Genomic DNA, 24,779 nt, shown 5'->3' on the forward strand with positions numbered 1-24,779 from the left:
GAGAATGACTTTCGGGTATTTGAGGATTGGTAGGTGAGAGGGTGACGCGCCTATAAGGGCTACTTTGCTCAACGCGATAAACGAGGCTTTTCATGACGCCGGATGAGGTCAGGCCATGGGTTATCAGCCGTCCTACGGCTTTCTGAAGGACTGCTTATACCGTTCTGAGTCATACAAGGTGACTTTGGCAGACGCTTACATCATTGCGGCGTACGCAAGGCTATCGCGTGGTGCGCGCAGCGCTCTCTACAAAAGCACCTTAGCACTTGGCGCCGCACAATTAGGCGAAGCATGGACTTCGCGTACACTAACGTTATGCCTGAGCCAATGCACTAACGAACAGCTCGTAGAGTGCTTGTGGTGGTATTGGGGGGAATACGCAACTAGCACGGTTGAAGTTACAAGCGCCAGCTGAGTGCAGCGTGAGTGCCCCACCAGTTAAAAGAAAACTGATGCTCTGGCGACTCCTGAAGTGGCTGGCATTTCTTTCTTCATCTGTTCCGGCACATGGTTGAAGGTCTAGCCTGTAGCGTGCAGGATCGGGTTGGATGGTACAGCGGTTCTTACACCCATCAACTTGATCTAGAAATTACCTCTTTGCTAATCAGTGTCTGCGCACGCACATATTGTCCTGGCGTAACACCCATTATCCGACGGAACATGGCAATGAAAGCACTAATATTTTCGTAGCCAAGCTCAATCGCCGTTGTCGTCACTGACATCCCCTCGACCAATAGTTGAATAGCGCGCAACGTGCGCGCACGCTGTCGCCATTCAGAAAAACTAAAACCGGTTTCAGCGACCAGACGCCGGGCAAGTGTTCTAGGTGCCATACCTGACCAAGCAGCCCAATCCTCAAGTGATCTATTGTCATCAAGCTGAGCAAGTATCGCATCGGTGATACGCCTCAAGCGCGGGTCATTGGGGTGCGTCAGACCGATGGGTTCAGTGGGTGAGGTAGCAATTTCATCTAAGATGACTGCTGCAACCCGCGACTCCATTTCGTTGCGGGGTGGTTGTCCCCACGACGCAGCGCGGCTTATCGCTTCGCGCAGCAAACTGCTGACCCTAAATGTGCATGGCATTTGATGCAGGATCCCGCACTCTTGCTCCGCGATATAGACCATCGCTCCTGCAAAAGCGCCATGTGACATCATCGCGTGTGCGACACGGGGAGGTATCCAAATGGCATGGGTAGCCGGCACTACCCATGAGCCGCCGTCAGTGCTGACGGAAAGCAGGCCGGCAAGGCTTGCGATTAGTTGGCCTTTCGTATGAGTGTGGGGCGCCGTTTCGCGGATCGCCCGGTCGCGTTGCTCTATCGCCAACAGTGGCATAAGCGCGCGGTTCATGGCTGGTTTACGTTATCCAATGTCATATCCGAGGTAGCCATATCCTGAATGCCTAATGGAGAATAAGACCGGTCAGAGGAATACTCAATGTCTAAAAATCGCAAATGTTGCTTCTCTTGGATTGGCCTGATTATGCGTACCCCTCACTCATTTATTTTCTGTGTTTTGGCCGTAACAGCTGGATGCGCAAGCTCACCTCCCTATTTGGCCCGTGAACCTTTAAAGGATCATTTGATGAATTCTAACCACATGGTGCATGCCGTCGATCATATTGGCTTCGCAGTCAGTTCATTGGAAGAAGCCATTCGCTTCTGGACAATTGGACTTGGGTTCACTCTTGAGCGTCAGTCGGAAATGGGCGGATCATTCATTTTGCAAGTAACCGGCACCGCCGATCCGAGCGTGCGAACGGCGATAGTCAAAGGCCCGGATGGCAGCCGAGTAGAGTTGCTGGAATATTCGCAGGGTGAACGCCACGGTATCACTCCACCTACGGCATCAGCGATTGGTTCAGCGCATTTGGCATTGAGAGTGCAGGACATATACGCCGTACTCGAACGCATTGAGCAAGCAGGCTGGAAAGCAAGAGGCAAGCCTCAAGCGATTCCCGCAGGCCCACGCAAGGGAACTCTAGTTGTATATGTGACCGGGCCAGATCAAATCACTCTGGAACTGATGCAGGCTAATGAGTAGCTTCCTGCCGAAGGCTGTTAAGCTTATTTCCCTAAAGCAATTACTTAAAGCGCTCTCCGTCGCGCATGACGTCTCATGCCAACTGGTCTCAATGGTTATCATCAGTTGGCATGTCCCCCGATAGCTTCTCCAGCAGCCTCAAATTTGACCAGTCTGAGCTGGCAATCGACGCGGCCCGCCGCGATCAAAGTTTAGTGCTTACCAGCCCTTGGTTGGTTGAAGAAGACGTACAACTAGGCTTTCTCGTACTTGTCTTTGAATCTGTACTAAAGACTGGCAAGGGCTATTATTTGGTGCAGGCCAAAGATGTGGTGCTGGGTGAAGCAGCCCAACTTTTGCGCCGGTGGCTTTGCGACGTAGCGCAGCGAGTTCAACAAAACTGATGACTTAAGGGCGATGCTTTCTATTTAACGTGAACGGCAGGGGTCGAGAAGGTGACTTTGCCAGACGCCTTTCGCCAAGGCGCCAGGATCAGTGCAATCGCGCAATGCAACCTCACAGGTTCACCGGACGACCGGACGAAGGTGTACACCATTCTGGAGCCCCATTTATGGGGCGGCATGGTGGTGCCGCTCAACAGTTCTCGGCCATGTGCGGTCTCATTAGTCGTTATGACCTCAAAGTCGTATTTGAGCGAGTTGGTGGTTACGTCCTACTGTCCAGCTTGCCGCCGTTTTTTTATCTGGCTCAATCTGTATTGTGTATTCAGTACTCGTCGCGGGTGCTCCTGGAACGGTGCCTTCATTTCTTCGTAGATGTCCATCGTCCTTTCTTACCTGAGCGCAATTTGCCGGCGAGCCATGACAGCGTTATGGCCGGAATTGAGAGAACGGCCGCAACGATGATACCGGCAGCTAGCAACGGGGATGTACCAGAAGTCGCCAAAACCACGGGGACCTGAGAGAGTATTACGATGGCGCCTGCGGACCACTGTGAGCTTTTTAGAACGGCTCCAAGGATCACGGACAACACTAGCGCGGCGGGGTAGATGATGGTCCAGTAACTGGCCAGGTCCCAAGGCTCCTCAGCTCCTGTGATTGCTGAAACAACAGTCCAAAAAAATAGGGACACAACGCAGGTAAAAATAAATGGCATGAATAATTCCTAGACCTTCCGAGCCAGTCGGCGTTGGTCGTTATCGTAATTGTGATGGAGGGGCCAGTCTCTTGATTTTGTCCTTAACCACCTCGTGAAAAAAATGACAAATCTCCGCGATTGCAGCCATCAACATGAAGAGGGGCGCCCAACTTCCAGCAATGGCTTTTGGGTCTACGGCTTGTCCGGCGACCAAAGGCAAAATAACAATAGCCAGCTTAGGAGCGTCCAGCTTTTAGCCCATGTCGTCGGCGTGTCTGCGCCAAAATACCCGATATGAGTCTTATGACATCGGAATGATTACGCACGCCATCGCTGAGCTTACTGATCCAGGCGTTGACGAAACCGAGGAATCGCAAAATCCAGAAATCGCCTCATTTTCAGGGGCATATGCCCCGGTGACATGTGGATCAGGTTGATAGGCGCCGACGAAGGCTCATAGTTATCCAGCACAATCTCCAGCAGTCCCTCGCTGATCGCCTCCGCGACTTGGTAGTGCAATAACTGAACGACTCCAACGCCATCAATAGCGGCCTGCGCTGCTGCGTCAGCGGTCGTCACCGATAAGCGCGGGGTCATCCGCCTCGTTGATTCTGCCACGCCATGTTTTGAGTATTGAAAAGGCATAGGGGCGTCAAGTCGCACGGTTGGCAAGTTCTGCAGGTCTGCGGGACATTCAGGTCTTCCATACGCTTCCAGCAGCCTAGGACTCGCGCAAATTACAGTTCTCATGGCCCCCACCTGAGTGGCGATCATGCCGCTATCAGCGAGTGTTCCAATGCGCACTGCCATGTCCACGTGGTCGTCAACGAGGTGAGCGTTGCGATCAGAAAGCAAGAGCCGGATGTTGATTTCGGAAAACTCCCCTAAAAACGCGTTGACGATCGGCAGCACATGCAGCCGGCCGAACATGATTGGCGCAGTCAGGACCAGTTCGCCCTTGGGGGCAATGAATTCTCCGGCAGCTTCGCGTTCGGCAACCTCCAACTGCTCCAATATTCGGCGTGCAGCAGCCACATAAGCCACCCCTGCATCGGTCAACGAGAGCCTACGCGTGGTCCGAATCAATAAACGGCTACCTATCAGCGTCTCCAGGTCAGAAATTTTCCTGCTGATGGTGGGAAGAGGGATATCGGCTAGCCGCCCGGCTGCCGTCAGGCTGCCAGCATCAATCGCCGCCACGAGCAGCTTCATTGCCTCAAATCTGTCCATGGAATATTCCAATATTTGGTAGGGAGATTACCAATGTTCTCAGATTATGTTGGGTTATTGAAACGGGCAATATAGCCATATCAAGTTGGTGCGCCTGAAGCTCGACAAGCCATGAACTCACCGCCTGATAGCCCACTTATCTTTTTCACTCAGTGTCCAAGGAGTTTGCATGAGCATTAAGACTTTGTTAGCCGCCACTGCCCTTAGTGCAGCGCTCGCCAGCGCAGGAGTGGAAGCAGCCGACATTAGCCACCAAAGGGCAAGCGACGTACAACACCATTTTGTAGAGGTAAAAGGGGTCCGCATCTTCTATCGGGAAGCGGGCGACCCATCGGCGCCAACCATCGTGTTGCTTCATGGATTCCCTACCTCATCATTCATGTATCGCGACTTGATGTCGAAGCTAGCGGACCGTTACCACGTGATTGCCCCTGACTTCCCAGGTTTTGGATTCTCGGACAGCCCTGATCGGGCGAAGTACTCATACACGTTCGACAACATCGCCAAAACCATGGACGGATTTACTGAAGCGCTTGCGCTGAATCGCTACGCTCTTCAAGTGTTCGACTACGGTGCGCCTGTAGGCTGGCGGATGGCCGTCGCACACCCCGATAGAATCAGCGCAATCATCAGCCAAAACGGGAATGCTTACGTTGAAGGCCTCAGCGAGGGCTGGAACCCGATTCAACGTTACTGGAACGCTCCCACTGCCGAGAACCGCAACGCATTGCGCGAGCTGCTCAAACCAGAATCAATCAAGTGGCAATACACGCATGGCGTAGCGGACCCTGACAGTATCGCACCTGAAACATACACCTTGGATTACGCGTTCGTTTCGCGACCAGGTAACGATGAAATCCAGCTAGACCTGTTCGCAGACTATGCTACCAACGTGAAGCGCTACCCCGAGTTCCAGGCGTATTTCCGCAAATATCAGCCGCCGATGTTGGCCGTCTGGGGAAAGAACGATCCGTTTTTTCTCCCGGCAGGAGCGAACGCGTTCAAGCGTGATATTCCCAAAGCTGAGGTACATCTCTACGACACCGGGCACTTCGCACTGGAAACACACTTGAACGAGATCAGTGGCGAAATCCACCGTTTCCTAGACCGGAATGTGGTGCAGCAAAAATAAGTCCTGTCGCACTTCTGCAACGGCGGGCCGTGCGCTCGCTGTTGCTGGTCCTCTCTACTCACTCGTTAGCGTGTTGTGTGTTACGTGGCTCAATAGCGCCTAGCTTCGTAGAAACATCCGACTGACTGCTTTTGGCCGATTTCTGCCTGTCGCGACCGGTTGAAACCGATATCGCCGCGACGATTCAGCCACAAAATTTTCAGCCTTTACGCAATGCGCCTCCTCTTTTGCTGTCTGTAACCCTGACTCCGCAAAAGGAAAGGCTTCATGTCGATACCCCCTCTGCTCTGCCTGCTTGCATTGCCGTTGTTCGCAGGCTGCCAGTTTTTGCCCCATACCAACTACTTTACCGCGCCCGAAAACGAGCCCAACCCTGCCTGGGTACGTATCGTCGACTACACGCAGCACGCCGAAATTTACCAATACGAAAACGGCAAACGTTCGGGCGGCGCCGTTCGCACCGGCCCCCTGCCGTTCACCCACACACAGGACGTGGGCATGCCAAAGGCAGGGCAAGACCTTACATGGGACTATTACGAAACGCAGATCCGACCCGGTATCGAAACGCAAGTGGATCTATTCTGGGAGGGGACACGCACTCGTTCCTGCTATGTCTCGACTAAGTTCACGCCCCAAGCCGGACGCTATTACCAGTTCAGGCTGACATCCGGCTCATCAGGCAACTGTAGGTTATACGCATCACTGATCGAGCGCGACAAGGAAGGAAGCGGTTGGCATCTCACGCCAAACCCGCAGGTGACCTATAACGGCGATGGACCGACGGCCAAAACCCATTACGAGAACAGCCGCTTTGAGAACCCCAATTATCGTCCACCCGCGGATCTCTATCCGGGGATAGACGTTTACTAAACAGGTAAACGACTACAAGGAATCGTTGATTGGCTAGCGCAAAATACTTCCGAATGATCGGTGAGCGAGCCTCAGAGGATCTGTTTGCATGGTCGGCATTTGTCGTGCAAACAGAATTCCTATGGCAAGACACGGCGTCAGTCCAGGACGCTGTCGCTTGGCAGCGTGTTTGGTTCGAGCTGGAAATACTCAACGGGCTTGCATTGGCGCAATGGGAGGATGAGGGAAAGCCTGATAACTGGTCGTGCCGCTGGAACGCCGACTATCGACAAGAAGCGGCGGTCCTGGCGAATGAGTTGTTGGAGCTGCTGTGCGATGCAGTCTGTTCAAAACATGCCGAATAGAAACTCGGCTGCTCAATGAACCTTTGTCTTTGGGGACTTGTCATTACGAAAATGGGCATGACCCGGTATATCCGGCTAGACCTGTCGCAAGGTGAGTATATGGAAGACATAGATGATTTTGGATTTAGATGCCACGAGCTACTAGTTGAGCTTGATGCCCCCAATACCAAAATGATGATGATGGTGGTCTCGAAGAGAGTTTCAGGGCCTGATTGGGATGAGGAAGTCAAAAAGCATCATGAAGCATACAAGGCCTGGAACTCTTTTCTTCATCCCGTTACCGTCCCTCCAGACGATCAGCATTAGTTCTTATTAAGTGGCCAGAAGGTTCCCGAACAATGGGGCTGGGCACGACCAAGTGTTGTAAATGCTTCTATCGTATCGGGCCGGAATCAGTCTGGGGTATCGCCATTGCCAGCTTTGAGTCGAAAGCGGCTTTTAGTAAATGGCGGCTAATGGCCCAGAGTGTGTAAAAACGCTTCACCAAAATTTAAGTGTCCGCGTCTACGTCAAATCTGAAATTTATCGGTACGTCAGCAGATGTGGATTTTGCGTAGAAGCGCGATTTTCGGTTCGGTTTTGAGTACCTGTCGCGCTCAAAAACGTTTTTCCACAGCCTCGGCCAGAAGCAGCCATTCATAATCCCTTAAGGTATAGGGATGCTAACCTCGCTAGGCCAAACTGAGGCAAGGCACCTGAGAGATTCCGGGGATCAAAAAATGGAAGAAACACTCTCCTCTACATTTATGCGCACCAAAGGGAAGCCCATAAGTTTCAATGGAAAAACTATCGTTGCGATCATGGAGATCAAGATCACAGAGCCCAGAACCGTCTTTTCAGTTCGTCGATTGGGCGCTACGAACGGTCGAGTGCAAGGATTGGCATTAAAGATGATGGGCGGGCAAATCGTCGTCGAAGGCTCTGGCAACGGCTGTCCCGAAATAGTTTTGTGGTCTGATACCAGTCCCGATGCTTTGGAGATAGAAGTGTTTTCTAAAGGTGGAAACGTTCTAAAAATCTGGAACGTCTGGAAGAGCGCTTTTGGCATGAATGCATGGGTTGGCAATGCTGGAATTCACGTCCACGGGACCGATGGCACGATGACGTTGGAATGTAGCGACGGGGTGGGTGATGTCGACTTCTCCGATTATGTGGTTGTTGTGGAAAAACGATAATGCACGGAGTTATGTCGGCTTTGGGTCGACTCCCCCCCATAGTGAACGGCGGAGGTCGTTCAAACCCCTAACCAACCTCTTTATGAAGTTTCGTAACCAGGTAAAGGTTTCCGATGATCCACGGTTCACCGTCGCTCTGAATGAGTACGGGAAAATTTGGTAGGTATCCCTTTTCGCCCGTTATGAACTCATAATCCGGTAGGCTTTTCGCGGTCCCGCGATCAGGCGACTCGAGGAAGCACAACGTTACTGGCCTGAACTCAGAAATGAGGACTCTACGTGCGCTCGAGTCGTAGCGCGCTTGCCCGGTTTTGCTCCTGATGTGATTTCTTGCCACGACGAATTATCCGGGAATGTTAGCTGTATGGGCATACAGTGCTACGCTCGGATTATGCTGTCAATAGGGCTACATTCGGACTATCGTCAAAGATCATCAAGGTGGACAGGTGCGCGAACACCCGGGCGACGCCTGCCAGCCCATCGCGAAAACCATCGATGTGCAGCTGTTCGCGGGCGTAACGCTGCTGCTCTTCGGCGCTTAATTGCGGCGGTTGTGGGGCGATCAGCGTCCAGGGCGTGGGCGACCAGACCAGCAGGTACATCGCAATCACTTCGGCAAAGGTCACCAAGTGGTTGTCGGCGGTGCTGCTGGTGAAGATGGGTTTTTTCACCCCGCCGAAGAAGCGTTCGCGCAGTGTCTCGTTACTGTCCAGCGCCGGGAGCAGGTCGGCGCGATGGTAATAGCTGGCGCGATGCCCATAGAGGCTGGCGCTGTCATTGACCACGGCGCCTTCCAGGTATTCGTCGAACAGCCCCAGGCGCGCGATCAGTGCGTGAATCGCCCGTAGCATCGGCCCGGCCACGTCGTCGGCATACACCTGGTCACCGCTCATCATCAGCAAGGCCGGGCGTTGCTCGGGCAGTTGGGCTGCCGCCAGCAGGCGGTCGACGCAGAGCAGGCCTTCGTCGGCATGATGGTGCGGTTTGCGGCAGGAACCATGCATCAACTGATGGAGGCGGCTGTGCAGCACGAACGTCGGCAACGGCGCATCGGCGTATAGAAGATGCGGTGCCCACTCGGCAATACCGACGCCGTCGACCTGCAGGTCGTAGCCGATGGTTACATCCTCAGGCAGCGCTTGAGCGAGGGTGATGTCAAGCAGGTGGATAACGGCATGGCGCCCCACGGGCACGGTTTGGCAGTGCTGCGCACGCAGGTCGATCACCTGCGTCTCACCCTGGGGTAATTGCAGGCGCAGGGTCAATGGCAGGGCACGACTGCCCACCAACCAGATGACCAGGCGCTGCGGCTCCAGGCGCCTGAGCATCGGGCCAGCAATCACAGCGGGCAGAGTGTCGGGTTGCGGCATCAAGGACGGGGCTCAAGCAAAGTGGAATCTGGGAGGGTAGCGCAGAGGATGTCAGCGTTTTGTTAACCGCAGGCAGCGTCGGGCGCTGCGCACTGGCTCAGTGGCCTGGGCCGGGATGAAGGGTCCCGGCCTGGACTCTGAGTTGCCTCTCAGTTCGACTTGGGCACGGTAAATTTGAACTCACTGCCGCGGCCCAGCTCACTCTCGGCGACGATCTTGCCGCCATGGGCCTGGACGATGCCTTGGGTGATGTACAGGCCCAGCCCGCTGCCCGTGGGGTTGTTTTCGGTCTGCGTCCAATAGCGATCAAACACATGCGGCAACTGTTCAGGCGCAATGCCTTCGCCGGTATCACGCACCGAAAATACGATTTCTTCACCGTTGCTCATCGCGCTGATGCCGATATTGCCTTGGCGCGGCGTGAATTTGATGGCATTGCCGATCAGGTTCGACAGCACCTGGAACAGGCGCTCCGGGTCCGCGTGGATCAGCAGGCCGGGCTCGGCATTGAATGACAGGTCGATGCCTTTCTCCATCGCCAGCGGCGCGAGCAGCGAGTAAGCCTCTTCGAACATCTGGCTGACATCCAGCGGCACCGGCTTGACCACATAGCGGCCGGCCTCGATTTTCGACGTGTCGAGCAAGTCTTCCAGCAACACGTTCATGCGCCCGGCAGCCTGTTGCATGGTGTCGATGGCCGAGGAAATGCGCCGTGAGGTGTGTGGGCCGTCCGAGCTGAAGGCCTTTTGCATCATGCCGCAGAGCATAGAAATCACGGTCATCGGGTTGCGCAGGTCGTGGGACACCACGGCCACCAGTTCATCACGCGCGCGCACCGCTTGTTGCTCGCGCAGCACCTGGCGAGCCAGGTCGTTTTCCAGGGCCGAGCGGCGCAGGTCGTTGGCGGCGAAACGGTCGCCATGGCTCCACTTGGTGGAGATGCCGGCCATCTCGACTTTCCAGATTTCAAACGACGTACGTGGGCGAAGGCGCAGGCCTGCGTCGGAGCTTTCCAGGTTGAGTGGCTTGTTCGGGTCACCGCTCCAGTTGATGTTCTCTTTCACTTCCGGGCGGAACCACAGCACACCGTTGTCCACCGGCTTGGGCAGGCTCATGGCCAGGACCCCGCTGGCGACTTGTTGAAACTCGGCGGCCGGTGGGTAGACCGACACCAGGTTATGGCTGGAAAACACCGGCTCGCCGCCTTCCTGCAGCCACTTGTGCAGGGCGCGGATCTGCGCAGGTTCCGGGCAGTTGCCGTAGCGGTGCAGTTGTTTGTCTTCGATGATCGCCACGCCGCCGGACAGGGTCAGGTCCATCAGCAACTGGCCTTGCTGGGCCAGGCCGTCGAACACATTGGCGTCCGACGCTTTCATCGCGCGGTCCAGCAGCGCCAGGGCCTCGACTTTCTCTTCGCGCTGGCGGCTCAGATCCAGGGCTTCCATGGCGCTGATCTGCAAAGACAACACCTGGCCGATGGTCTGGCAGGCGGTCCGCAGGTCATTGGGCACCAGCAACGGCTCGCGGTTGCCGCAACTGATCAGCCCCCACAGCTTGTCACCCTTCATCAACGAGATGCTCATGGACGACAACACGCCCATGTTTTGCATGTACTGGCAGTGGATCGGCGACACGCTGCGCAACGTGGCGAAGCTCAAATCCAGCGGCTGGTCGGTGTCCGGGCGCAACTTGGGCAGCAGCGGCACCGGCTCGTAGGCCGCGTTCGGGATGATCCGTAGCCAGTTGGTGCGATACAGCTCGCGGGCTTGCTCCGGGATGTCGGACGCGGGGAAGAACAGCCCGTTGAACAGCTCCATGGACGGTGCCGATGCTTCGGCGATCACTTGGCCATGGCCTTCGTCTTCGAAGCGATAGATCAGCACTCGGTCATAGCCGGTCATAGCCTGGATTTCGGTCACGCTGATTTCGTACAGCGCCTGCAGGGTTTTCGCTGCCTGCAGACGTTGCAGCATCTTGCCCAGGTCGCTGGTACGGCCCCCCAGCGCGCGCGGGCTGAAGTCTTTCAGGCGCGGTTCGAACTCCAGCACCAGCACGCCCTGATGGCGATGCAACAGGCCTTCGAACTCGGCACCGTTGAGGCTGACGTGCAGCGGCGGTGCGTCAAAAAACGTGTTGTGCTCGGCCATGGCCTGCACTGCCTGGGCGTGCTCGGCGCCGATCAGCGTTTGCAGCGGCTGGCCGAGCAGCGTCTCTGGCGCATGGCCAAACAAGGTGCCGACGTTGGCGCTGATCTGGACGATATTCAGCTCAGGCTCGGACAGCGTCAGCAGTACACCGTGGGGCTGAATCGCCCCCGGGAAACGGATGGGCTCGTCAGCACAGTTGGCAAGCAGCTCTTCAAAATCTTCGGGTTTCATAGCAGTACCTCCTGGCTGTCGAGCCATTGCTCAAAGCAGCTGAATGTCGAACGGGCAGCCTCCACCGCTTGCTGTCTGGCGAGGGTGTCCAGCGGCATGCTGCCCAGGTAATCGAGAAAGTCCTTCCAGCGCCGACCGGTTTCGGCACCGTACACATTGAGGAACGCACCGCCGTTGTCGGCGTTAATGCCTAGGCGCTGAGCCATTTCCCGACGCAGCACCTGGCCACCCAAGGTCGCGCCCTCCAGCACATACAAGGTGCCGAGGCAGGCTGCGGGGGTGTCAAGGGACGGCAGGTGGGCACAGCGGGGCAGGGCATGGATGGCGGACGCTGTCAGGCCAAGGGCGTGGAGGTCACTCAGCAGCGTGGGAGTTTTCACCCGCAGTGCCTGGTCGAATCCATCGGGGATCAAGCCACTGTCGTACAGCGCCTCTTCCATGGGTTGATAAAACCCGTAGTAAGCCTGGAGCAAGCGCTGGTAGCCAGCGGCATCCAGGTGCTCAGAGAAAAACGGCAGGCGTTTTTCCAGCGCGACGTGCAGCAGGGCAGTGCCTGTGCGCAACGCTTCCAGCAAGGAGGGCGCACCAACATCAGAGGCCTGTAAATGCATTCAGTGAGCTCGAACTGTGGGCCTTGCGACCATGAATGACGCTGATTAAACGGGCGACAATTCTACACAACTCGTGGCCGTCAGCTTAGCGCCAAGGCGATTATGCTGACCGGTGGATCAGAAAAGTCGCTCCTTGCCTTCGTAATGACCGCCGTCAGTGTACCTAAGTTCGGGAAAAGTGATATCGCCGCGCTATCAATGCATCGATGAGCCCTGCTGGGTCAGTGCAGTTTGTACGCACGCTATCAAATGCTCGGTGCTCCACGGTTTGGGCAGGAACCGTACGGAACCGCCCAACTGCTGTGCCATCCTCGCATTGCCGGAAGTCAGCAGTACCGGCACCGTCGGCCAGCGATGGGCCACCACCCGGCTCAAGTCATAACCATTGAGCAACCCTGGCATCTGGATATCGCTGACAATCAGGTCCACCGGATCATCGCCGCGCTCCAGGTAAATCATCCCTTCATCCGCCGACGGGAACGATGTCACCACCGCCCCGAAATCTTCCAGCACATCCACCATCAACGAGCGAATGATCTCGTCGTCTTCCAATACCAAAATCGATGGCTGAGCCATGATCCTTACTCCACCATCAGGGTTCAGTAAGGTGGAGTGGGGCAGACCCGGATAGGTTCGATTGGATGTTTCCCGGGCGATGGGTGGTCGTTTTAGAGCGGTTGCAGTGCTGTTCACCGTGGCGGCACGTGAGGGCTGATGCAGGCATAATTGGCCACCGTTGCCCGATGTGGAGCCCTTGATGAAATACGCCGTGTTCGCCCTCGCCCTGATCCTCAACACCGGCTCGGCCTTCGCCGCCGGCGATGCGGATGCGGGCGGCAAGCTCTTCAGCAAAACCTGCGGCGGTTGCCACAGCGTCGGCGAGGGTGCACGTGGTGGCTTTGGCCCTGAACTCAACGGCATCATCGGGCGACCGGCCGGCACCACCACCGATTACCAGTATTCCGACGCGATGAAAAACTCCGGCGTGGTCTGGACCCGCGACAAGCTCGCCGCCTATATAGAAGCACCGAAAAAGGTGGTGAGCGGCACGCGGATGATTTTCTGGGGCATCAGTGACCCGGAGAAGATCGACAATATCCTGGCGTACCTCGAAACCTTCCAGCCCAAATAATCACTCCCGCACATTGCGAAACAGCATCAGCCGCGCGCTCTCATGCAGCCCCCGCGTCAGCCCCTGCAAGCGCTGAAACTCCTCGGGATGCTGCGCGGCCACATCCTCGCGCGGCCTCGGCGACGCCAGGTCGTGCAGGGTCGGCGAGCTGCCGTCGTGGTGCATCTGCAGCAGAAAGTCCTGGGTCACGCCGCCGATGATCGGAAAGCTGCCTTCGCGCAATACCAGCGGCACCACGCGCTCGCCTTCCGGCGCCGGTTGCTGGATATCCCGGCCCATGGCGCCATTGGAAAAGGGCACGCCCGCCATGCCCGCGACCGTGGGCAGCAAGTCTGCCAGGCCTACAGCCTCCTCGATCACGCGATGCGACAGGCCGGGAGCGTGGATCAGCAGCGGCACGTTGTTGCTTTCCAGGCCCAGTTGCTCGAAGGCTGGCGCCATATGCGGGATCTGGCTGATGCGCGTGTTGTGGTCGCCGAAGAACACAAAAATGCTGTTGTCGTAATAACCGCCGGCCTTGGCGATTTGCATCAGGCGGCCGATGTTGTAGTCCAGCAGGCGCACCGCCTGGTATTGCTCGACGCTGCGCGAACCGGCGGCCTGGGCTTGCGCCAGCGTCACATCGTTTACCTGGAAACCATCGTTGAGTGCGGGGATGGTGAACGGGCGATGGTTACCGGCAGTTTGCACGTAGGCGAAGAAGGGTTGGTCTTTGGGCACTTGGCGCAGCAGCGCGTCACTTTCCTTGAACAGATCCAGGTCCGAAATGCCCCACACGTCTACCCGTGGTGAGCGCCAGTGGCTTTCGTCATAAAGCTGCACGCCGTCGATGCTCTGGCGGATCAGCGCGTTGATGTTCGCCCAACCGGCGTTGCCGCCGATCATGTAGAACTTCTGGTAGCCCTCGAACGCATTGATCACCGTGTGCTGGCGCGTAATCAGCGGGTTGCGCGTGGCCGTTTCCTGGCGGGTGACATCCGGTACGCCGGTGATGCTGGCCCATACGGTTTTGGCCGTACCGGTAACGGGCACATAGAAGTGTTTGAAAAACCAGCTTTGCTTGGCCAGTGCGTCCAGGTTGGGTGTGGGGTTGAGCGGGTTGCCGTAGGCGCCGACGGCACTGGTGCCGAGGGATTCGAGCATCACGAAAATCACATTGGGCGGGCGCTCTGCGGTTAGCCGATAAGGCTGCACGCCTTGGTCGCGGGTGAAGTTCAACCGCTGCGCATCGGGCTGATCGACACCCAGGTACGTAGCGATTTGCGCGTAGTGCTCGCGCACCTGGGCCTCATCGAACTGTGCCTGCCCGACCTTGAGCGTGTCATACAAAAACAGCACCGGGTTCAGGCCCACGGCGGCCACCTGGCTGTTGCCGGAAAAGTACGCATCGCTCCAGCGCAGCGGCACCGGGTTTTCCAGGTTGAGGTGGGCGACGCGACCGAGCAGGGCAAGCAATACGGCGACGCTGCCGATCAGCGCAACCGTGACCAGCGAGCCTGCGCCGATGGGTTTGCGCGCGCGATCCAGGGTCAGCCGCTCCAGGCAGATCAACGCCCACACCCACAGCGTCACCGCTGCCAGCCAGCAGGCAGTTATCCACAGCACCGGGTAGGTTTCCCACACCATCTGTTGTGAAATCTGCGCGTCTTGCAGGTAACGCAGCACCGTCGCATTGATGCGCACGCCGAGGTATGCGTAGTGGCCAAAGTCGATGATATACACCAGGCCGACCACGCCCAGCGCTACCAGCAGATAACCCCGTGCCAGCCAACGCAGGGCCGGCAACGTGATGAGGTTCCAGCGCGGCAACCACGCCAGCACCGCCAGCGGCAGCAGGAGCAACACCGCCAGGCGCAGGTCGAAACGCAGGCCGATGCCCAGGGTTTCCAGCAGCGCGGGTGTGTTGACGTCCAGGCCGGAAAACCCCAGCACGAACACCAGCCGCAATGCTGCCAGCAAGGCAAACACCAACCCGATTGTGCCCACGCCGTAGCGCAGGCGGCGTGATTGCAACGCACCCATCATCGTCCCCATTCTTCAAAACACCACGCATCTAATGTGGGAGGGGGCTTGCCCCCGATTACGGTCTGTCAGCCTCTGAAGTGTTGCCTGGCTGCTCGCCATCGGGAGCAAGCCCCCTCCCACAAGTTCAATTGCATTAATCCTGCGACCACGCAGTAACCCGTCAGCAGCGGGTCGACCAAGTAGTCCCAATAGTTCTCCGAAGCCTTCAGGCGCAACGCGAACGCCAAGGTGCCCCCCGCCAACATCCACACCGCCAGGGCATTGCGCAGCCACAGCAGCATCAGCGCCGCAGCGCCCACCAGCACAATCATCGGTCGTGGGTTGAAGCCCCAGCGGTAGGGGTCGACATACGTCAGGCCCATCGCCGCCGGGTACAGCACCAGGCTCAGCAGGCCAAACAGCAGCAACAGCTGCACTTGATGTCGGCGCTCGAGCGGTTGCACCACCCCCAACCGACACAGCCCTACCCAGGCCAATAACACCAAGGTGCTGATGGCCAGGTCATCGGTAAAACTGCGTACATACGCCGCCAACGGCAGTTCACTGACCGGTATGAAGCTCACCGCCACCAGCACCGGCAGCAACCACGGCCGCCATGGCGCGGTAAAACGCAACGCGCAGAGCGTCACAAACCCCAGCAGTACAAAACTCAAATGGGCCTGCCATTCGGAAAACATCACAGACGCTCCGCCAGCCAGGCTTCGTTGAAGCTGACATGTTTGATAAAGGTGTTATTCCACGAGTACACCAGTTGGTAGGTGCCGTCCGGGCTGCGGCTGAAATACGGGTACTCGTACTCAAAATCACAGCCATGGGGCTTGCACACGCGGTAGTCGAGGCTGCTGAGAAAGCCTTGCTCCAGCGGTAAACGTTTGGCCCCGCTGGACGCGCGAAAGCCTTCGCCGATGATCTCTTTATAGGCCTCGGGGGTGAACGGTTGGCCGAGCGGGTCCGGCGACTCATCCAGTTGCACCACCGTGCGCCATTGGCTGAGTTGAGCGTCGGTGCCATACAGGCTGAGCTTGAAGCGCCCGTCCTGCAGGTCATTGAGGGCCACCAGCAAACCATCGTCCACCGTGCCCACCGCCGCCAGCGATGAATTGGGATTGGCCGGTTCCAGCGGGTACGGCTCGCTCCAGGTTTGCCCGGCGTCCTCGGTGCGGCTGGCCAGCACCCGGTGATAGGTGTTGCCGGCGTAGCGCAGCATGGCCACGGCGCGCTGGCCGTCCAGCGGCACAATGGTCGGTTGCAGGGCGTTTTTGCCCCGGCTGATGCGGAATTTGTCGATCACCGCGCCGTCGGCGTTCAAATACAGGTATTCGGCAAACTTGCCCATGAACTCGTGGTACACCGGCAGGCCGATGGAGCCGTCGGCGTGGAATACCGGGGCTGCGCGCACCAACGTACTGATGTTGAAAAACGGCGACGTCACCAGTTGCCTTGGCGGCGACCAACTGGCGCCGAGGTCTTCAGACACCACCGCATTGATCGCACTGGTCGCCCAGCCACCCACCGACACCGACACGTAAAACATCCACAGGCGTTTATCCGGCGCCAGGGCGATCACCGGGTTGCCCAGCTTGCGGATGTAGCGCCGGGTGCCGTCGCGGGTGCTTTCCCGCGTGGCCAGTACCTGCTCTGGGCCCCATTCGCCGCTGCTCGCATCAAAGCGTGCGGTGCGCACCTGCACATCGGCCGCGCCTTCGCGGGAACCGGCGAACCACACGGCCATCAGGTCGCCGCCGGGCAGTGCGGTGACGGACGAGGAGTGCACAAAGTCAGTCAGTTGGGTGGACACGAACCGGCTGGTGTACTGCGCCGGCGCCGGGACTTTTTCGGTATTCGGGCTGGCCTGGGCAAACGGCGCCAGCACGTGGGGCGGATGGCTTAGCCAGGCAGCGAAAAATACCGCCAGCAGGCTGCAGATCAATAAGGCACGGCGCATAGGAAACCTTACGGCGCACGCTCATCCGGCAGACGCTTCCTGCGACCGGTGAGCATGGATAACGGCAGGTTGTCCCGCACCTGGATACTTTCAAACACGGCGGCCAGCACATGCACGCAGACAAGGGCCAGCAACACATCGGCGGCCGTTTCGTGGATTTGCAGTGGCCAGTCGGCGCCCCACAGGGCATCGACCTCCTGCATCAGGAAGCCGCTGATGCCGATGACGAGCAGCGCCAGCAACATCAACAGCATCACCAGCGCGCCAATCGGAGAATGGCCCAGACGGTGTTGCGGCCTACCGTTGAGCAGCGACCGTACGTGGGCACTGAGCCTGTTTGGCGTAGGCCAAAAGTCCGCCCAGCGCGCGCTGCGCGGCCCGACAAACCCCCACACCACCCGTACCGGCAGCCAGGCCATGGCGTAGTAGCCCAGCCAGACATGCCAGTCGTCGCCCGCTTCATTAAAGAAGTAATTGGCGACAAAGACCCCGGCGATGGACACGTGAAACAGCCTCACCAACGGGTCCCACAGACGCAGGGGTTGCCCTGGCATCAGCCCTTGATCTCAGTCTTCACGGCCTTGCCGGTGACCGGGTCGTGGTAGATCTCGACCTTGCGCTTGTCTTTGTCGAAACCGTAGATCTCGTAGCAGTTGCCGTCCGTAACCTTGAACTTGCTGATCTCGTAGCCCTCGGCCGTGAGCTTGTCCTGGAAGGCTTTTTCGTCCTGCCATTGCGAGCGCTCGGCGGTGGTGCATTGCGGGCCGGCGAGGGCCAGGGGGCTGGCAACAATCAGGGACAGCAGGAGAATTTTGCGCATGGAAAAGCTCTCAGCAGTTGTGGGAGATTTCACAGTGCAAAACCAACCTTAGCGCAACCTTAGTTGGCAACGAGCCGTAACATCTTTGGCGAAATCCCCGCGCCCAGAACCCGGCATGATGCCGCCGATTCCTACAGAGATTCTGTTATGCGCTTACTCCTTGTCGAAGATGATCGAGCCCTCGGCCAAGGCATACGCGTGGCCCTGGGTGTTGAGGGTTACACCCTCGATTGGTTGCAAGATGGCGTCGCGGCCATGCATGCGCTGCGCACCGAAAACTTCGATCTGTTGCTGCTCGACCTTGGCCTGCCGCGCCTCGACGGCCTGGACCTGTTGCAGCAACTGCGTGCCGAGCAGCACGACCTGCCGGTGCTGATTCTCACCGCGCGTGACGGCACCGCCGAACGCATCGCCGGGCTGGACGCCGGCGCGGATGATTACCTGGTCAAACCCTTTGACGTCGAGGAACTCAAGGCCCGCGTGCGCGCCCTCTTGCGCCGCAGCCAGGGCCGCGCGCAGCCGCTGCTGGAGCACGCCGGCGTGAGCCTTGACCCGGCGACCCAGCAGGTGCGTTACCAGGACACGGACATCATCGTCACCCCGATGGAATACCAACTGCTGCACCAACTGATGGTGCGCCCCGGCAAAGTGGTGACCCGCGAGCGGCTGTCACGCGCGCTGTACGGCTGGCAGGACCGGGTCGAGAGCAACACCCTGGAAGTGCTGATCCACAACCTGCGCAAAAAACTCAGCACCGAGCTGATCCGCACCGTGCGCGGCGTTGGCTATGTACTGGCGCTCAAACCATGACCTCGGTGCGCACGCGCATCCTCATCCCGGTACTGGTCCTGGTGCTGCTGGGGGACGCCCTGATCTGCTGGTTGGTGCTGCGCGACAGCCATCAAGAAATCGAAGAAGTCTACGATGCCCAACTCGCCCAGAGCGCGCGCCTGCTGCAAGGTGTGCTGCGCCAGCGCGACCCCGGCGACGCGGATTGGGCCCGCCTGTACCAGGCGTTCGACCAGGCTATGAGCCGCGTGGGCGAGGAGGGCGTGGCCCACCCCTATGAAACCCGGCTGACCTTTCAGGTATGGCGCCGCGACGGTCAGCAGCTGATGCGTTCTGCCGAAGCGCCCGTGCTCGCTGCACCGCCGGCGACCCTCGGCGCCCACGACCTGATCGACAACGGCAACGACTGGTGCGCCTTCCTCCTTGCCGACCCGCAACAGGGCCTGCTGATTTGGGTGGGCGAGCGCGATGACATTCGCCAGGACCTGATCCAGCGCATCATGCGCCACACCCTGTGGCCCACCCTCATCGGCGTGCCACTGCTGACGGTGTTGATCTGGTTGCTCATCGGCTGGGGCCTCAAACCCCTGCGCTTCATGGCCTTGTCTATCCGTGGGCGAACCGCCGAAACCTTGCAACCGCTGCACCTCAAGCCACTGCCCAGCGACCTGGAACCCATGCAAACCGCGCTCAACCGGCTGTTGGTGCAAGTCGATGACCTGCTTGAACGCGAACGCCGTTTCATCGCCGACGCCGCCCACGAACTGCGCACGCCCTTGGCAATCTTGCGCATTCACGCGCAAAACGCACAAAACGCGCAAACCCCGGCGCAACGCCGTGAAGCCCTGGAGTTTCTCGTCAACGGCGTCGACCGTGCCACCCGCATCGGCAGCCAGCTGCTGACCATGGCGCGCATCGAACCGCAGCTCAACAACCCCAAGCGCAGCCGTGTGCGCTTGATGGAGTTGGTGCGCGAAGAGTTGGCGGAGCTGGCCCCGCTGGCCATGGAAAAAGGTGTGGAACTGGTATTGGAAGGCGAAGAGGACTGTTGGGTAGAAACCGAGCCGGTGGCACTCGCCATCGCGTTGCAAAACCTGGTGACCAACGCCCTCAACTTTTCCCCGCCAGGCAGTGAAGTGAAAGTGCTGATTGGCGCCAACTGCCTGAGCGTGCAAGACCAAGGCCCGGGGATCGATGAGGCGCAAGCCGCGCGCTTGTTCGAGCGGTTCTACAGCCGGGGCAATGCCAATGGCGCCGGGTTGGGCTTGGCGATAGTGGAAATGATCGTGGGCAAGATCGGCAGCCGCCTGGCGCTGAGCAACCGAGAGCAGGGCGGCTTGTGCGCGCGCTTGGTGTTTAACACCGTGGATTAAGTGTGGGAGCAGGCTCGCGCTGAGTGCAAAACCGCCGGCAAATCCACTGTCGTGGCGAGCGGGCTTGCCCGCGTTGGGCTGCGTAGCGGCCCCAATTAAAAAACGCCGCGTTCTTTCAGACAGAACGCAGCGTCTGGGTTCAGGGCCGCTTCGCGCCCCAACGCGGGCAAGCCCGCTCGCCACAGGGGATAGGTGCTGCCGTTTTAAGGTTGTGTAGATACCGAGGTTGCGACGCTTGGAATTCAACACCTGAAAACGCCGCCAACCTAATGTGGGAGCTGTCGAGCGCCAGCGAGGCTGCGAAGGGATCACCTCGGTCCGCCTGCCAAACCGCGGCGCCTGCATCGCCGTCAAGTCGCGGCACTGCGGAACATTCCGTTTAAATTCGGGTCCAGTCATCACACTCAATCACACTGATAAGGACATCCCGTGAAGCGAATCGCGCTGCTCTCCCTCGCCCTGGCCTTGGGCGCCTGCCAATCCAACCAACGCGACTCCTCGCCCAGCGTGTTTAAAGACGGCATCCAATTTCGCCAGAAAACCGTAACCGTCGACGCCGAACACGCCAAAGTCATCATGAAAGCCACCGGCGGCAACAACCCCGTCAAATTCGCCATCAGCCGCGAAGGCGACCCCGACCAACGTCCGGAAATCCTCGGCACTGTGGTGTACAACGGCGAAGGCCAAGTCTTCAACTGGATCGCCAAAACTATCCAAACAGTCACCAGCGCCGGTTTCCGGCGTTTTCCACAGCTGGAAACCCAGGCCGACCCGGGCAAGAAACTCACCGTATTCGGCAGTGCTGGCAGCATTGGCAGTGGGGCTTATTACAGCTGCCTGCCGCCAGAGAGCACGTTCACTCCGCAGAAGGCCAAGGTGTATCTGGTGGAGTTCCAGTTCACCCCCGATCGCTCCGCGTGCGGGCAGCAGGTGTTTGATATTACCGACCCGGCGAATCGGGTGCTGATTGAAGGGGCGGGGAGTGAGGCGAAGGCGGGTTAGTCGGGCGAACTGAACAGATGCGCATCCTGCGCCTGGAAGGACCTGAAGGTTTGGTACTTCCAGCGCTCACCCTTTGGGTCTTTGTCTGTAGTGCGCACTTCTGCGCATGAATCTGCATTTTCTAAGCCTGTGCTATTCGTTTGCACCTACGTAATCAAACGCGATGAAGTAGTCGCGTTCTGAAAGAGCAATTTTATGAGAGAAGTATGTCTGTATCAGTGGCAGCCACTCCTGCCGTAGTTCAAACATGCCGTTATTGACATCGTCTTCCTCCGACAGCCCCAGCTTGGCGATAACGGAGTAGTCGTCTCCAAAGTCCGCCGAGTCCTCCTTTCCCATTAGCCACTCTGTGGTCCTGTCGAACCATTCCAATCTCACTGTTAGTCCCATGTGGCCCTCATAGATATTTTTTGATGTTTCGTTTTTTCTTGGGCCCTTTTAGCTGTTCGCCGGTTATGTGGCTGAACGCACCTATATGGCTGCCATCACTTGCTAGATAAACTTCCAGCTCCCCATGTTGGGAATCCCACTCAAAGATCCTCCGGCCCCTTTCGTCAATCCAGCGCTCTCTCAGCCCGGCACCTCCCTGCCTGGGAGACATAGGTTTAGCCTTTATCAAGTTTTCAAAGCCAGCTATTTGTTCAGTGTTGGGAGCCTTGTGGTACTTGTGATCGCCAGCCCGAACACTCACTACCACATACAGCGGTCGAACCCCCGACGCCACCGGGAACACCAGAATAAAATCCCGATACTCTGGCGGATAAATCGGGTTCACCAGTATCTGCGCGGCTTTCTCCGTTGGCGGGTAAATCCAGATCACCGGTGCTTGCGGCGCCGCCTCCAACGCGGGAATACCCAGCGTGTCAGTGGGATCAACAGCGGGTGTCCAGATCAACTCCACACCCTCACCCAAGTCCGCCATAAACTGCTCGCCACGGGTTTGAAATTGCACCACATCAATCATCTGCCAAGCAGGGTTGTCGCCGGTGTAAAACCCATACCCCTTGAGCGTGCCGTCCTTACGCTGCTCGATATGCAGACGCATCTGCGAACGCGCCTGCTGCATGGAGCGCAACTGCTCTTCGCTGTACAGCGCGCTGTCACCCAATTGCCCTGGCCAAGCCAGCGCTACTACTCCGGCCAATAAACCTGTGGTAACAGACCCAACGGCGGTGGCCGCTGACTCCAGCGCTGCGATATGTAACGCCAACTGCCCCAAGCCAGCAGGCAGCGTATTGCCGCTGATCTTGCGCAAGGCGACCGCCCCCCGGCTGTCCACTTCGCGGCCGCCCAATAGCGTGAAATTGCTGTACTCCTTGACCAGCTCCAGCGGCACGTAACCGCTGGGCTCTGTGTAGTGAGTACGGCCGTCGGGTAGTTGGCAGGGTTTGATAAAGGTGCAGCCTGGCGGTTTGTCTGGTTCAGGAGGTCGTGCAGGGGGTGCTTCGAATAAATCGATGATCGGTAAATAGAGGGCGCGCTTTGGGTGAGGCGTCAGGATTCGCTGTTTGCGCAGTTGTTCCTCGGTGGGAGGGTAAAAGCGTTCTGACATGACGGCTCACTTCCTTGTGGGAGGGAATGAGCCTACGGGGCGCGATCAGGGGGGCGTAATCGGCATTGTTCGATGGTGGGTGTGGGAAAAGTAGACAGAAATACCGATCAGACGAATCAACTCTTGGGTAGCAATTGCACAGAAATTCATACCTCTCAAAGCGGGCTTTGAACGCTTAGCCACCGTTTGAGCGGTACACACCCGCTGAGCCGTGTTGGCAGTAAAAAGACCTTGGTGCCCCTAGGTCTTTTTTGCCTGCCGATCACGTCAGTAGATGCTTGGAGATAATCCGCGAGATCTCCACGATCGAGGTTTTTCCCGTGAACTCAAACTTCACTTTCCCCAGCGACGAAAAGTAAATTTCCAGCTCGGAATCCAGGTCAAACGTCCCGGAGGTTTCCACCGAGTACGCGACGATGTTTTTGTACGGCAGCGAGGTGAAGTCTTTTTTGCTGCCGGTAATGCCCTGCACGTTCACGGCGATGATGCGTTTGGTGGTGAAGACCACGCCGTCGCGCATGGCTTTGTAGGCGTCGATCACTTCTTCGCCGTCCAGCAGCAGGGCAGAGACGCGTTCGGCATATTCGTTGTTTTGTTTGAGTTTGAAGAAGCCTTTGTTGTTGAAGTCGATCATGTGCCTTTCCTTGCGTGAGGGGTGTATGACGTTTTGCTCGTGGATCTGTATCTAACGCCCTGCTTTTCATCGCCCTACCATGGTCACCAGCCCAACAACCCGGAGCAGCACGATGCCCGAACTGTCCAGCTGGCTTGCCTATGGCCTGATTTCCCTCGGCATGGTGCTTACGCCCGGGCCAAACATGATTTACCTCATTTCGCGCTCGATTTGTCAGGGGCGCATTGCCGGGTTGATTTCGCTGGGCGGCGTTGCGTTGGGTTTTGTGGTGTACATGCTGTGCGCGGCATTGGGTATCACCGCCCTGGTGATGGCGGTGCCGCTTGCCTACGACGCCCTGCGCCTTGGCGGGGCGGTGTATCTGCTCTACCTGGCCTGGCAGGCGGTAAAGCCGGGTGGCCGTTCACCGTTCCAGGTGCATAGCCTGCCTCAGGACAGCCCGCGCAAGCTGTTCCTCATGGGCTTTGTGACCAACCTGCTGAACCCCAAGGTGGCGGTGATGTATGTGTCGTTACTGCCCCAGTTCATCGACCCCAACGGCCACGGCAGTGTGCTGATGCAATCCCTGGTGCTGGGCTTTACGCAGATTTTGATCAGCGTGAGCGTCAATTCGGTGATTGCCGTCATGGCCGGATCTATCGCGGTGTTCTTCGTCACCCGGCCGGGTTGGCAGGTGGCGCAGCGTTGGTTGATGGGCTCGGTGCTGATGGGCCTGGCCGTGCGTATGGCGGTTGAAGGGCGGCGTTAAATGGAGGGCGCGCAGCAGGAGCAGGGGCATGACTCACTGGATGGCTTTGAGGTAGTCCTTGAGGTTCGTTAACGGCACCGGCAGCTCATCCAGTTGATCGACGTTTTGCACGTCAGTCGCCAACCGTTGCAGTTCACGCCCCAGCACGGTGTCAGCGCCGCCGAGTACGGCCAATGCCTGTCCAACGCACTGATCAAGCTTGAGCTGGATAACCGCCAACTCTCCCTGCCGCACCAGCAACCCGAACACTTCCCGCTCATACCCATCCATGATCAGGTCATCGCGCAAAAGCGGGCTGCCGTCAGCTTCCTCATGCACCAGTTTCAGTGCAAACAGCGCAACCGCTTCCAGCGTCAATTCCATGGTTCCGGTTCCTCGGGGGTGGGGGGAGGGCGATGATCACTGTTCTGTGGCAGAAAAAAAAGACCCTCAGGCCTCAGCGCTTGGGATCAGTTTCACGCGGCGGCACAGTCCGTCTACAAGTCGCCACGTGCAGTAACACAATGTTCAAGGAGGCAGCCCCAAGC

26 protein-coding genes and 1 pseudogene are annotated in these 24,779 nt (G+C 58.1%); 12 read left to right on the forward strand and 15 right to left on the reverse strand.

What is annotated here, in order from left to right:
* Window positions 1–572: 572 nt before the first annotated feature.
* Entirely contained in the window at window positions 573–1,352 is a 780-nt protein-coding gene (locus GIW02_RS01380; protein WP_236416924.1) for an AraC family transcriptional regulator, read from the reverse strand.
* A 234-nt stretch (window positions 1,353–1,586) separates the two neighbouring features.
* Between GIW02_RS01380 and GIW02_RS01385 the strand changes: the two genes are divergently transcribed.
* Complete coding sequence (locus GIW02_RS01385; protein WP_017530049.1) at window positions 1,587–2,045, forward strand: VOC family protein; 459 nt, start codon at window positions 1,587–1,589, stop codon at window positions 2,043–2,045.
* A 110-nt stretch (window positions 2,046–2,155) separates the two neighbouring features.
* Window positions 2,156–2,428, forward strand: a complete 273-nt coding sequence (locus GIW02_RS01390) for a type 2 periplasmic-binding domain-containing protein (RefSeq protein WP_017530050.1) — start codon at window positions 2,156–2,158, stop codon at window positions 2,426–2,428.
* 1,033 nt (window positions 2,429–3,461) lie between these two features.
* On the opposite strand, the gene GIW02_RS01395 is transcribed toward GIW02_RS01390, so the two are convergent.
* On the reverse strand, window positions 3,462–4,352 hold the full coding sequence (locus GIW02_RS01395; protein WP_017530052.1) for a LysR family transcriptional regulator: 891 nt from the start codon (window positions 4,350–4,352) through the stop codon (window positions 3,462–3,464).
* A 169-nt stretch (window positions 4,353–4,521) separates the two neighbouring features.
* Between GIW02_RS01395 and GIW02_RS01400 the strand changes: the two genes are divergently transcribed.
* The 5 genes from GIW02_RS01400 (at window position 4,522) to GIW02_RS01420 (ending at window position 7,873) form a co-directional block, all read left to right on the forward strand.
* Window positions 4,522–5,484: an alpha/beta fold hydrolase gene (locus GIW02_RS01400; RefSeq protein ID WP_017530053.1), complete on the forward strand. Its 963-nt coding sequence runs from the start codon at window positions 4,522–4,524 to the stop codon at window positions 5,482–5,484.
* A gap of 267 nt (window positions 5,485–5,751) precedes the next feature.
* The gene (locus GIW02_RS01405; protein ID WP_053134068.1) at window positions 5,752–6,354 is read left to right on the forward strand and encodes a hypothetical protein; all 603 of its coding nucleotides are present in this window, start codon (window positions 5,752–5,754) and stop codon (window positions 6,352–6,354) included.
* 29 nt (window positions 6,355–6,383) lie between these two features.
* Window positions 6,384–6,698 carry a hypothetical protein gene (locus GIW02_RS01410; protein WP_015371109.1) on the forward strand — a complete coding sequence of 105 codons (315 nt, stop codon included), beginning with the start codon at window positions 6,384–6,386 and terminating at the stop codon, window positions 6,696–6,698.
* Between the two features lie 99 nt (window positions 6,699–6,797).
* Complete coding sequence (locus GIW02_RS01415; RefSeq protein ID WP_236416899.1) at window positions 6,798–7,004, forward strand: hypothetical protein; 207 nt, start codon at window positions 6,798–6,800, stop codon at window positions 7,002–7,004.
* 413 nt (window positions 7,005–7,417) lie between these two features.
* Complete coding sequence (locus GIW02_RS01420) at window positions 7,418–7,873, forward strand: hypothetical protein (RefSeq protein ID WP_174556999.1); 456 nt, start codon at window positions 7,418–7,420, stop codon at window positions 7,871–7,873.
* Between the two features lie 419 nt (window positions 7,874–8,292).
* On the opposite strand, the pseudogene GIW02_RS01425 reads toward GIW02_RS01420, so the two are convergent.
* The 4 genes and pseudogenes from GIW02_RS01425 to GIW02_RS01440 all read right to left on the reverse strand — a co-directional run.
* Window positions 8,293–9,243, reverse strand: a pseudogene (locus tag GIW02_RS01425) (alkaline phosphatase family protein); the annotation flags it as partial.
* A 149-nt stretch (window positions 9,244–9,392) separates the two neighbouring features.
* On the reverse strand, window positions 9,393–11,621 hold the full coding sequence (locus GIW02_RS01430; protein WP_236421754.1) for an ATP-binding protein: 2,229 nt from the start codon (window positions 11,619–11,621) through the stop codon (window positions 9,393–9,395).
* Complete coding sequence (locus GIW02_RS01435) at window positions 11,618–12,232, reverse strand: biliverdin-producing heme oxygenase (RefSeq protein ID WP_236418713.1); 615 nt, start codon at window positions 12,230–12,232, stop codon at window positions 11,618–11,620. Before GIW02_RS01435 ends, GIW02_RS01430 begins: the two co-directional genes overlap by 4 nt.
* 195 nt (window positions 12,233–12,427) lie before the next feature.
* Complete coding sequence (locus GIW02_RS01440) at window positions 12,428–12,808, reverse strand: response regulator (protein ID WP_236418714.1); 381 nt, start codon at window positions 12,806–12,808, stop codon at window positions 12,428–12,430.
* A gap of 181 nt (window positions 12,809–12,989) precedes the next feature.
* Here GIW02_RS01440 and GIW02_RS01445 point away from each other — a divergent pair, with 181 nt between their 5' ends.
* The gene (locus tag GIW02_RS01445; protein ID WP_236418715.1) at window positions 12,990–13,364 is read left to right on the forward strand and encodes a c-type cytochrome; all 375 of its coding nucleotides are present in this window, start codon (window positions 12,990–12,992) and stop codon (window positions 13,362–13,364) included.
* On the opposite strand, the gene GIW02_RS01450 is transcribed toward GIW02_RS01445, so the two are convergent.
* The 5 genes from GIW02_RS01450 to GIW02_RS01470 form a co-directional block, all read right to left on the reverse strand.
* Complete coding sequence (locus tag GIW02_RS01450; RefSeq protein WP_236418716.1) at window positions 13,365–15,386, reverse strand: alkaline phosphatase family protein; 2,022 nt, start codon at window positions 15,384–15,386, stop codon at window positions 13,365–13,367.
* 68 nt (window positions 15,387–15,454) lie between these two features.
* A complete protein-coding gene (locus tag GIW02_RS01455) occupies window positions 15,455–16,066 on the reverse strand; it encodes a hypothetical protein (RefSeq protein WP_236418717.1) in 612 nt (203 codons plus the stop codon).
* A complete protein-coding gene (locus GIW02_RS01460) occupies window positions 16,066–17,334 on the reverse strand; it encodes a sialidase family protein (protein ID WP_236418718.1) in 1,269 nt (422 codons plus the stop codon). Before GIW02_RS01460 ends, GIW02_RS01455 begins: the two co-directional genes overlap by 1 nt.
* Before the next feature lie 8 nt (window positions 17,335–17,342).
* Window positions 17,343–17,888, reverse strand: coding sequence for a cytochrome b/b6 domain-containing protein (locus GIW02_RS01465; protein ID WP_236418719.1), 546 nt, complete (start codon window positions 17,886–17,888; stop codon window positions 17,343–17,345).
* Window positions 17,888–18,154, reverse strand: coding sequence for a PepSY domain-containing protein (locus tag GIW02_RS01470; protein WP_236418720.1), 267 nt, complete (start codon window positions 18,152–18,154; stop codon window positions 17,888–17,890). The genes GIW02_RS01465 and GIW02_RS01470 overlap by 1 nt, the downstream gene beginning before the upstream one ends.
* A gap of 147 nt (window positions 18,155–18,301) precedes the next feature.
* Between GIW02_RS01470 and GIW02_RS01475 the strand changes: the two genes are divergently transcribed.
* From GIW02_RS01475 to GIW02_RS01485, 3 genes are all read left to right on the forward strand, one after another.
* Entirely contained in the window at window positions 18,302–18,964 is a 663-nt protein-coding gene (locus GIW02_RS01475; protein ID WP_236418722.1) for a response regulator, read from the forward strand.
* Window positions 18,961–20,316: an ATP-binding protein gene (locus GIW02_RS01480; protein ID WP_236418724.1), complete on the forward strand. Its 1,356-nt coding sequence runs from the start codon at window positions 18,961–18,963 to the stop codon at window positions 20,314–20,316. The genes GIW02_RS01475 and GIW02_RS01480 overlap by 4 nt, the downstream gene beginning before the upstream one ends.
* A 429-nt stretch (window positions 20,317–20,745) precedes the next feature.
* Window positions 20,746–21,318 (forward strand): hypothetical protein, encoded by a 573-nt coding sequence (locus GIW02_RS01485; protein ID WP_236414125.1) that lies wholly within the window; start codon window positions 20,746–20,748, stop codon window positions 21,316–21,318.
* A gap of 132 nt (window positions 21,319–21,450) precedes the next feature.
* Here GIW02_RS01485 and GIW02_RS01490 read toward each other — a convergent pair whose 3' ends face one another.
* The 3 genes from GIW02_RS01490 to GIW02_RS01500 form a co-directional block, all read right to left on the reverse strand.
* Window positions 21,451–21,708: a colicin E3-like toxin immunity protein gene (locus GIW02_RS01490; protein WP_236414123.1), complete on the reverse strand. Its 258-nt coding sequence runs from the start codon at window positions 21,706–21,708 to the stop codon at window positions 21,451–21,453.
* A gap of 7 nt (window positions 21,709–21,715) precedes the next feature.
* Window positions 21,716–22,870 (reverse strand): S-type pyocin domain-containing protein, encoded by a 1,155-nt coding sequence (locus GIW02_RS01495; protein ID WP_236414121.1) that lies wholly within the window; start codon window positions 22,868–22,870, stop codon window positions 21,716–21,718.
* Window positions 22,871–23,132: 262 nt separating this feature from the next.
* Window positions 23,133–23,504, reverse strand: a complete 372-nt coding sequence (locus GIW02_RS01500; protein WP_071485698.1) for a PH domain-containing protein — start codon at window positions 23,502–23,504, stop codon at window positions 23,133–23,135.
* A 112-nt stretch (window positions 23,505–23,616) separates the two neighbouring features.
* Here GIW02_RS01500 and GIW02_RS01505 point away from each other — a divergent pair, with 112 nt between their 5' ends.
* On the forward strand, window positions 23,617–24,252 hold the full coding sequence (locus tag GIW02_RS01505) for a LysE family translocator (RefSeq protein ID WP_236414119.1): 636 nt from the start codon (window positions 23,617–23,619) through the stop codon (window positions 24,250–24,252).
* A 33-nt stretch (window positions 24,253–24,285) separates the two neighbouring features.
* On the opposite strand, the gene GIW02_RS01510 is transcribed toward GIW02_RS01505, so the two are convergent.
* Complete coding sequence (locus GIW02_RS01510) at window positions 24,286–24,615, reverse strand: hypothetical protein (RefSeq protein ID WP_236414117.1); 330 nt, start codon at window positions 24,613–24,615, stop codon at window positions 24,286–24,288.
* Between the last annotated feature and the right edge of the window lie 164 nt (window positions 24,616–24,779).

Origin of the sequence: Pseudomonas syringae (assembly GCF_021606685.1) — a bacterium.
In the GTDB taxonomy this organism is placed as follows: Bacteria; Pseudomonadota; Gammaproteobacteria; order Pseudomonadales; family Pseudomonadaceae; genus Aquipseudomonas; species Aquipseudomonas syringae_R.

What these genes read in the sequence shown, in the direction of transcription:
- GIW02_RS01380 (WP_236416924.1), bottom strand. Translation starts at nt 1,352, where the DNA reads ATGAACCGCGCGCTTATGCCACTGTTGGCGATAGAGCAACGCGACCGG.
- GIW02_RS01385 (WP_017530049.1), top strand. Translation starts at nt 1,587, where the DNA reads ATGAATTCTAACCACATGGTGCATGCCGTCGATCATATTGGCTTCGCA.
- GIW02_RS01390 (WP_017530050.1), top strand. Translation starts at nt 2,156, where the DNA reads ATGTCCCCCGATAGCTTCTCCAGCAGCCTCAAATTTGACCAGTCTGAG.
- GIW02_RS01395 (WP_017530052.1), bottom strand. Translation starts at nt 4,352, where the DNA reads ATGGACAGATTTGAGGCAATGAAGCTGCTCGTGGCGGCGATTGATGCT.
- GIW02_RS01400 (WP_017530053.1), top strand. Translation starts at nt 4,522, where the DNA reads ATGAGCATTAAGACTTTGTTAGCCGCCACTGCCCTTAGTGCAGCGCTC.
- GIW02_RS01405 (WP_053134068.1), top strand. Translation starts at nt 5,752, where the DNA reads ATGTCGATACCCCCTCTGCTCTGCCTGCTTGCATTGCCGTTGTTCGCA.
- GIW02_RS01415 (WP_236416899.1), top strand. Translation starts at nt 6,798, where the DNA reads ATGGAAGACATAGATGATTTTGGATTTAGATGCCACGAGCTACTAGTT.
- GIW02_RS01420 (WP_174556999.1), top strand. Translation starts at nt 7,418, where the DNA reads ATGGAAGAAACACTCTCCTCTACATTTATGCGCACCAAAGGGAAGCCC.
- GIW02_RS01430 (WP_236421754.1), bottom strand. Translation starts at nt 11,621, where the DNA reads ATGAAACCCGAAGATTTTGAAGAGCTGCTTGCCAACTGTGCTGACGAG.
- GIW02_RS01435 (WP_236418713.1), bottom strand. Translation starts at nt 12,232, where the DNA reads ATGCATTTACAGGCCTCTGATGTTGGTGCGCCCTCCTTGCTGGAAGCG.
- GIW02_RS01440 (WP_236418714.1), bottom strand. Translation starts at nt 12,808, where the DNA reads ATGGCTCAGCCATCGATTTTGGTATTGGAAGACGACGAGATCATTCGC.
- GIW02_RS01445 (WP_236418715.1), top strand. Translation starts at nt 12,990, where the DNA reads ATGAAATACGCCGTGTTCGCCCTCGCCCTGATCCTCAACACCGGCTCG.
- GIW02_RS01450 (WP_236418716.1), bottom strand. Translation starts at nt 15,386, where the DNA reads ATGGGTGCGTTGCAATCACGCCGCCTGCGCTACGGCGTGGGCACAATC.
- GIW02_RS01455 (WP_236418717.1), bottom strand. Translation starts at nt 16,066, where the DNA reads ATGTTTTCCGAATGGCAGGCCCATTTGAGTTTTGTACTGCTGGGGTTT.
- GIW02_RS01460 (WP_236418718.1), bottom strand. Translation starts at nt 17,334, where the DNA reads ATGCGCCGTGCCTTATTGATCTGCAGCCTGCTGGCGGTATTTTTCGCT.
- GIW02_RS01465 (WP_236418719.1), bottom strand. Translation starts at nt 17,888, where the DNA reads ATGCCAGGGCAACCCCTGCGTCTGTGGGACCCGTTGGTGAGGCTGTTT.
- GIW02_RS01470 (WP_236418720.1), bottom strand. Translation starts at nt 18,154, where the DNA reads ATGCGCAAAATTCTCCTGCTGTCCCTGATTGTTGCCAGCCCCCTGGCC.
- GIW02_RS01475 (WP_236418722.1), top strand. Translation starts at nt 18,302, where the DNA reads ATGCGCTTACTCCTTGTCGAAGATGATCGAGCCCTCGGCCAAGGCATA.
- GIW02_RS01480 (WP_236418724.1), top strand. Translation starts at nt 18,961, where the DNA reads ATGACCTCGGTGCGCACGCGCATCCTCATCCCGGTACTGGTCCTGGTG.
- GIW02_RS01490 (WP_236414123.1), bottom strand. Translation starts at nt 21,708, where the DNA reads ATGGGACTAACAGTGAGATTGGAATGGTTCGACAGGACCACAGAGTGG.
- GIW02_RS01495 (WP_236414121.1), bottom strand. Translation starts at nt 22,870, where the DNA reads ATGTCAGAACGCTTTTACCCTCCCACCGAGGAACAACTGCGCAAACAG.
- GIW02_RS01500 (WP_071485698.1), bottom strand. Translation starts at nt 23,504, where the DNA reads ATGATCGACTTCAACAACAAAGGCTTCTTCAAACTCAAACAAAACAAC.
- GIW02_RS01505 (WP_236414119.1), top strand. Translation starts at nt 23,617, where the DNA reads ATGCCCGAACTGTCCAGCTGGCTTGCCTATGGCCTGATTTCCCTCGGC.
- GIW02_RS01510 (WP_236414117.1), bottom strand. Translation starts at nt 24,615, where the DNA reads ATGGAATTGACGCTGGAAGCGGTTGCGCTGTTTGCACTGAAACTGGTG.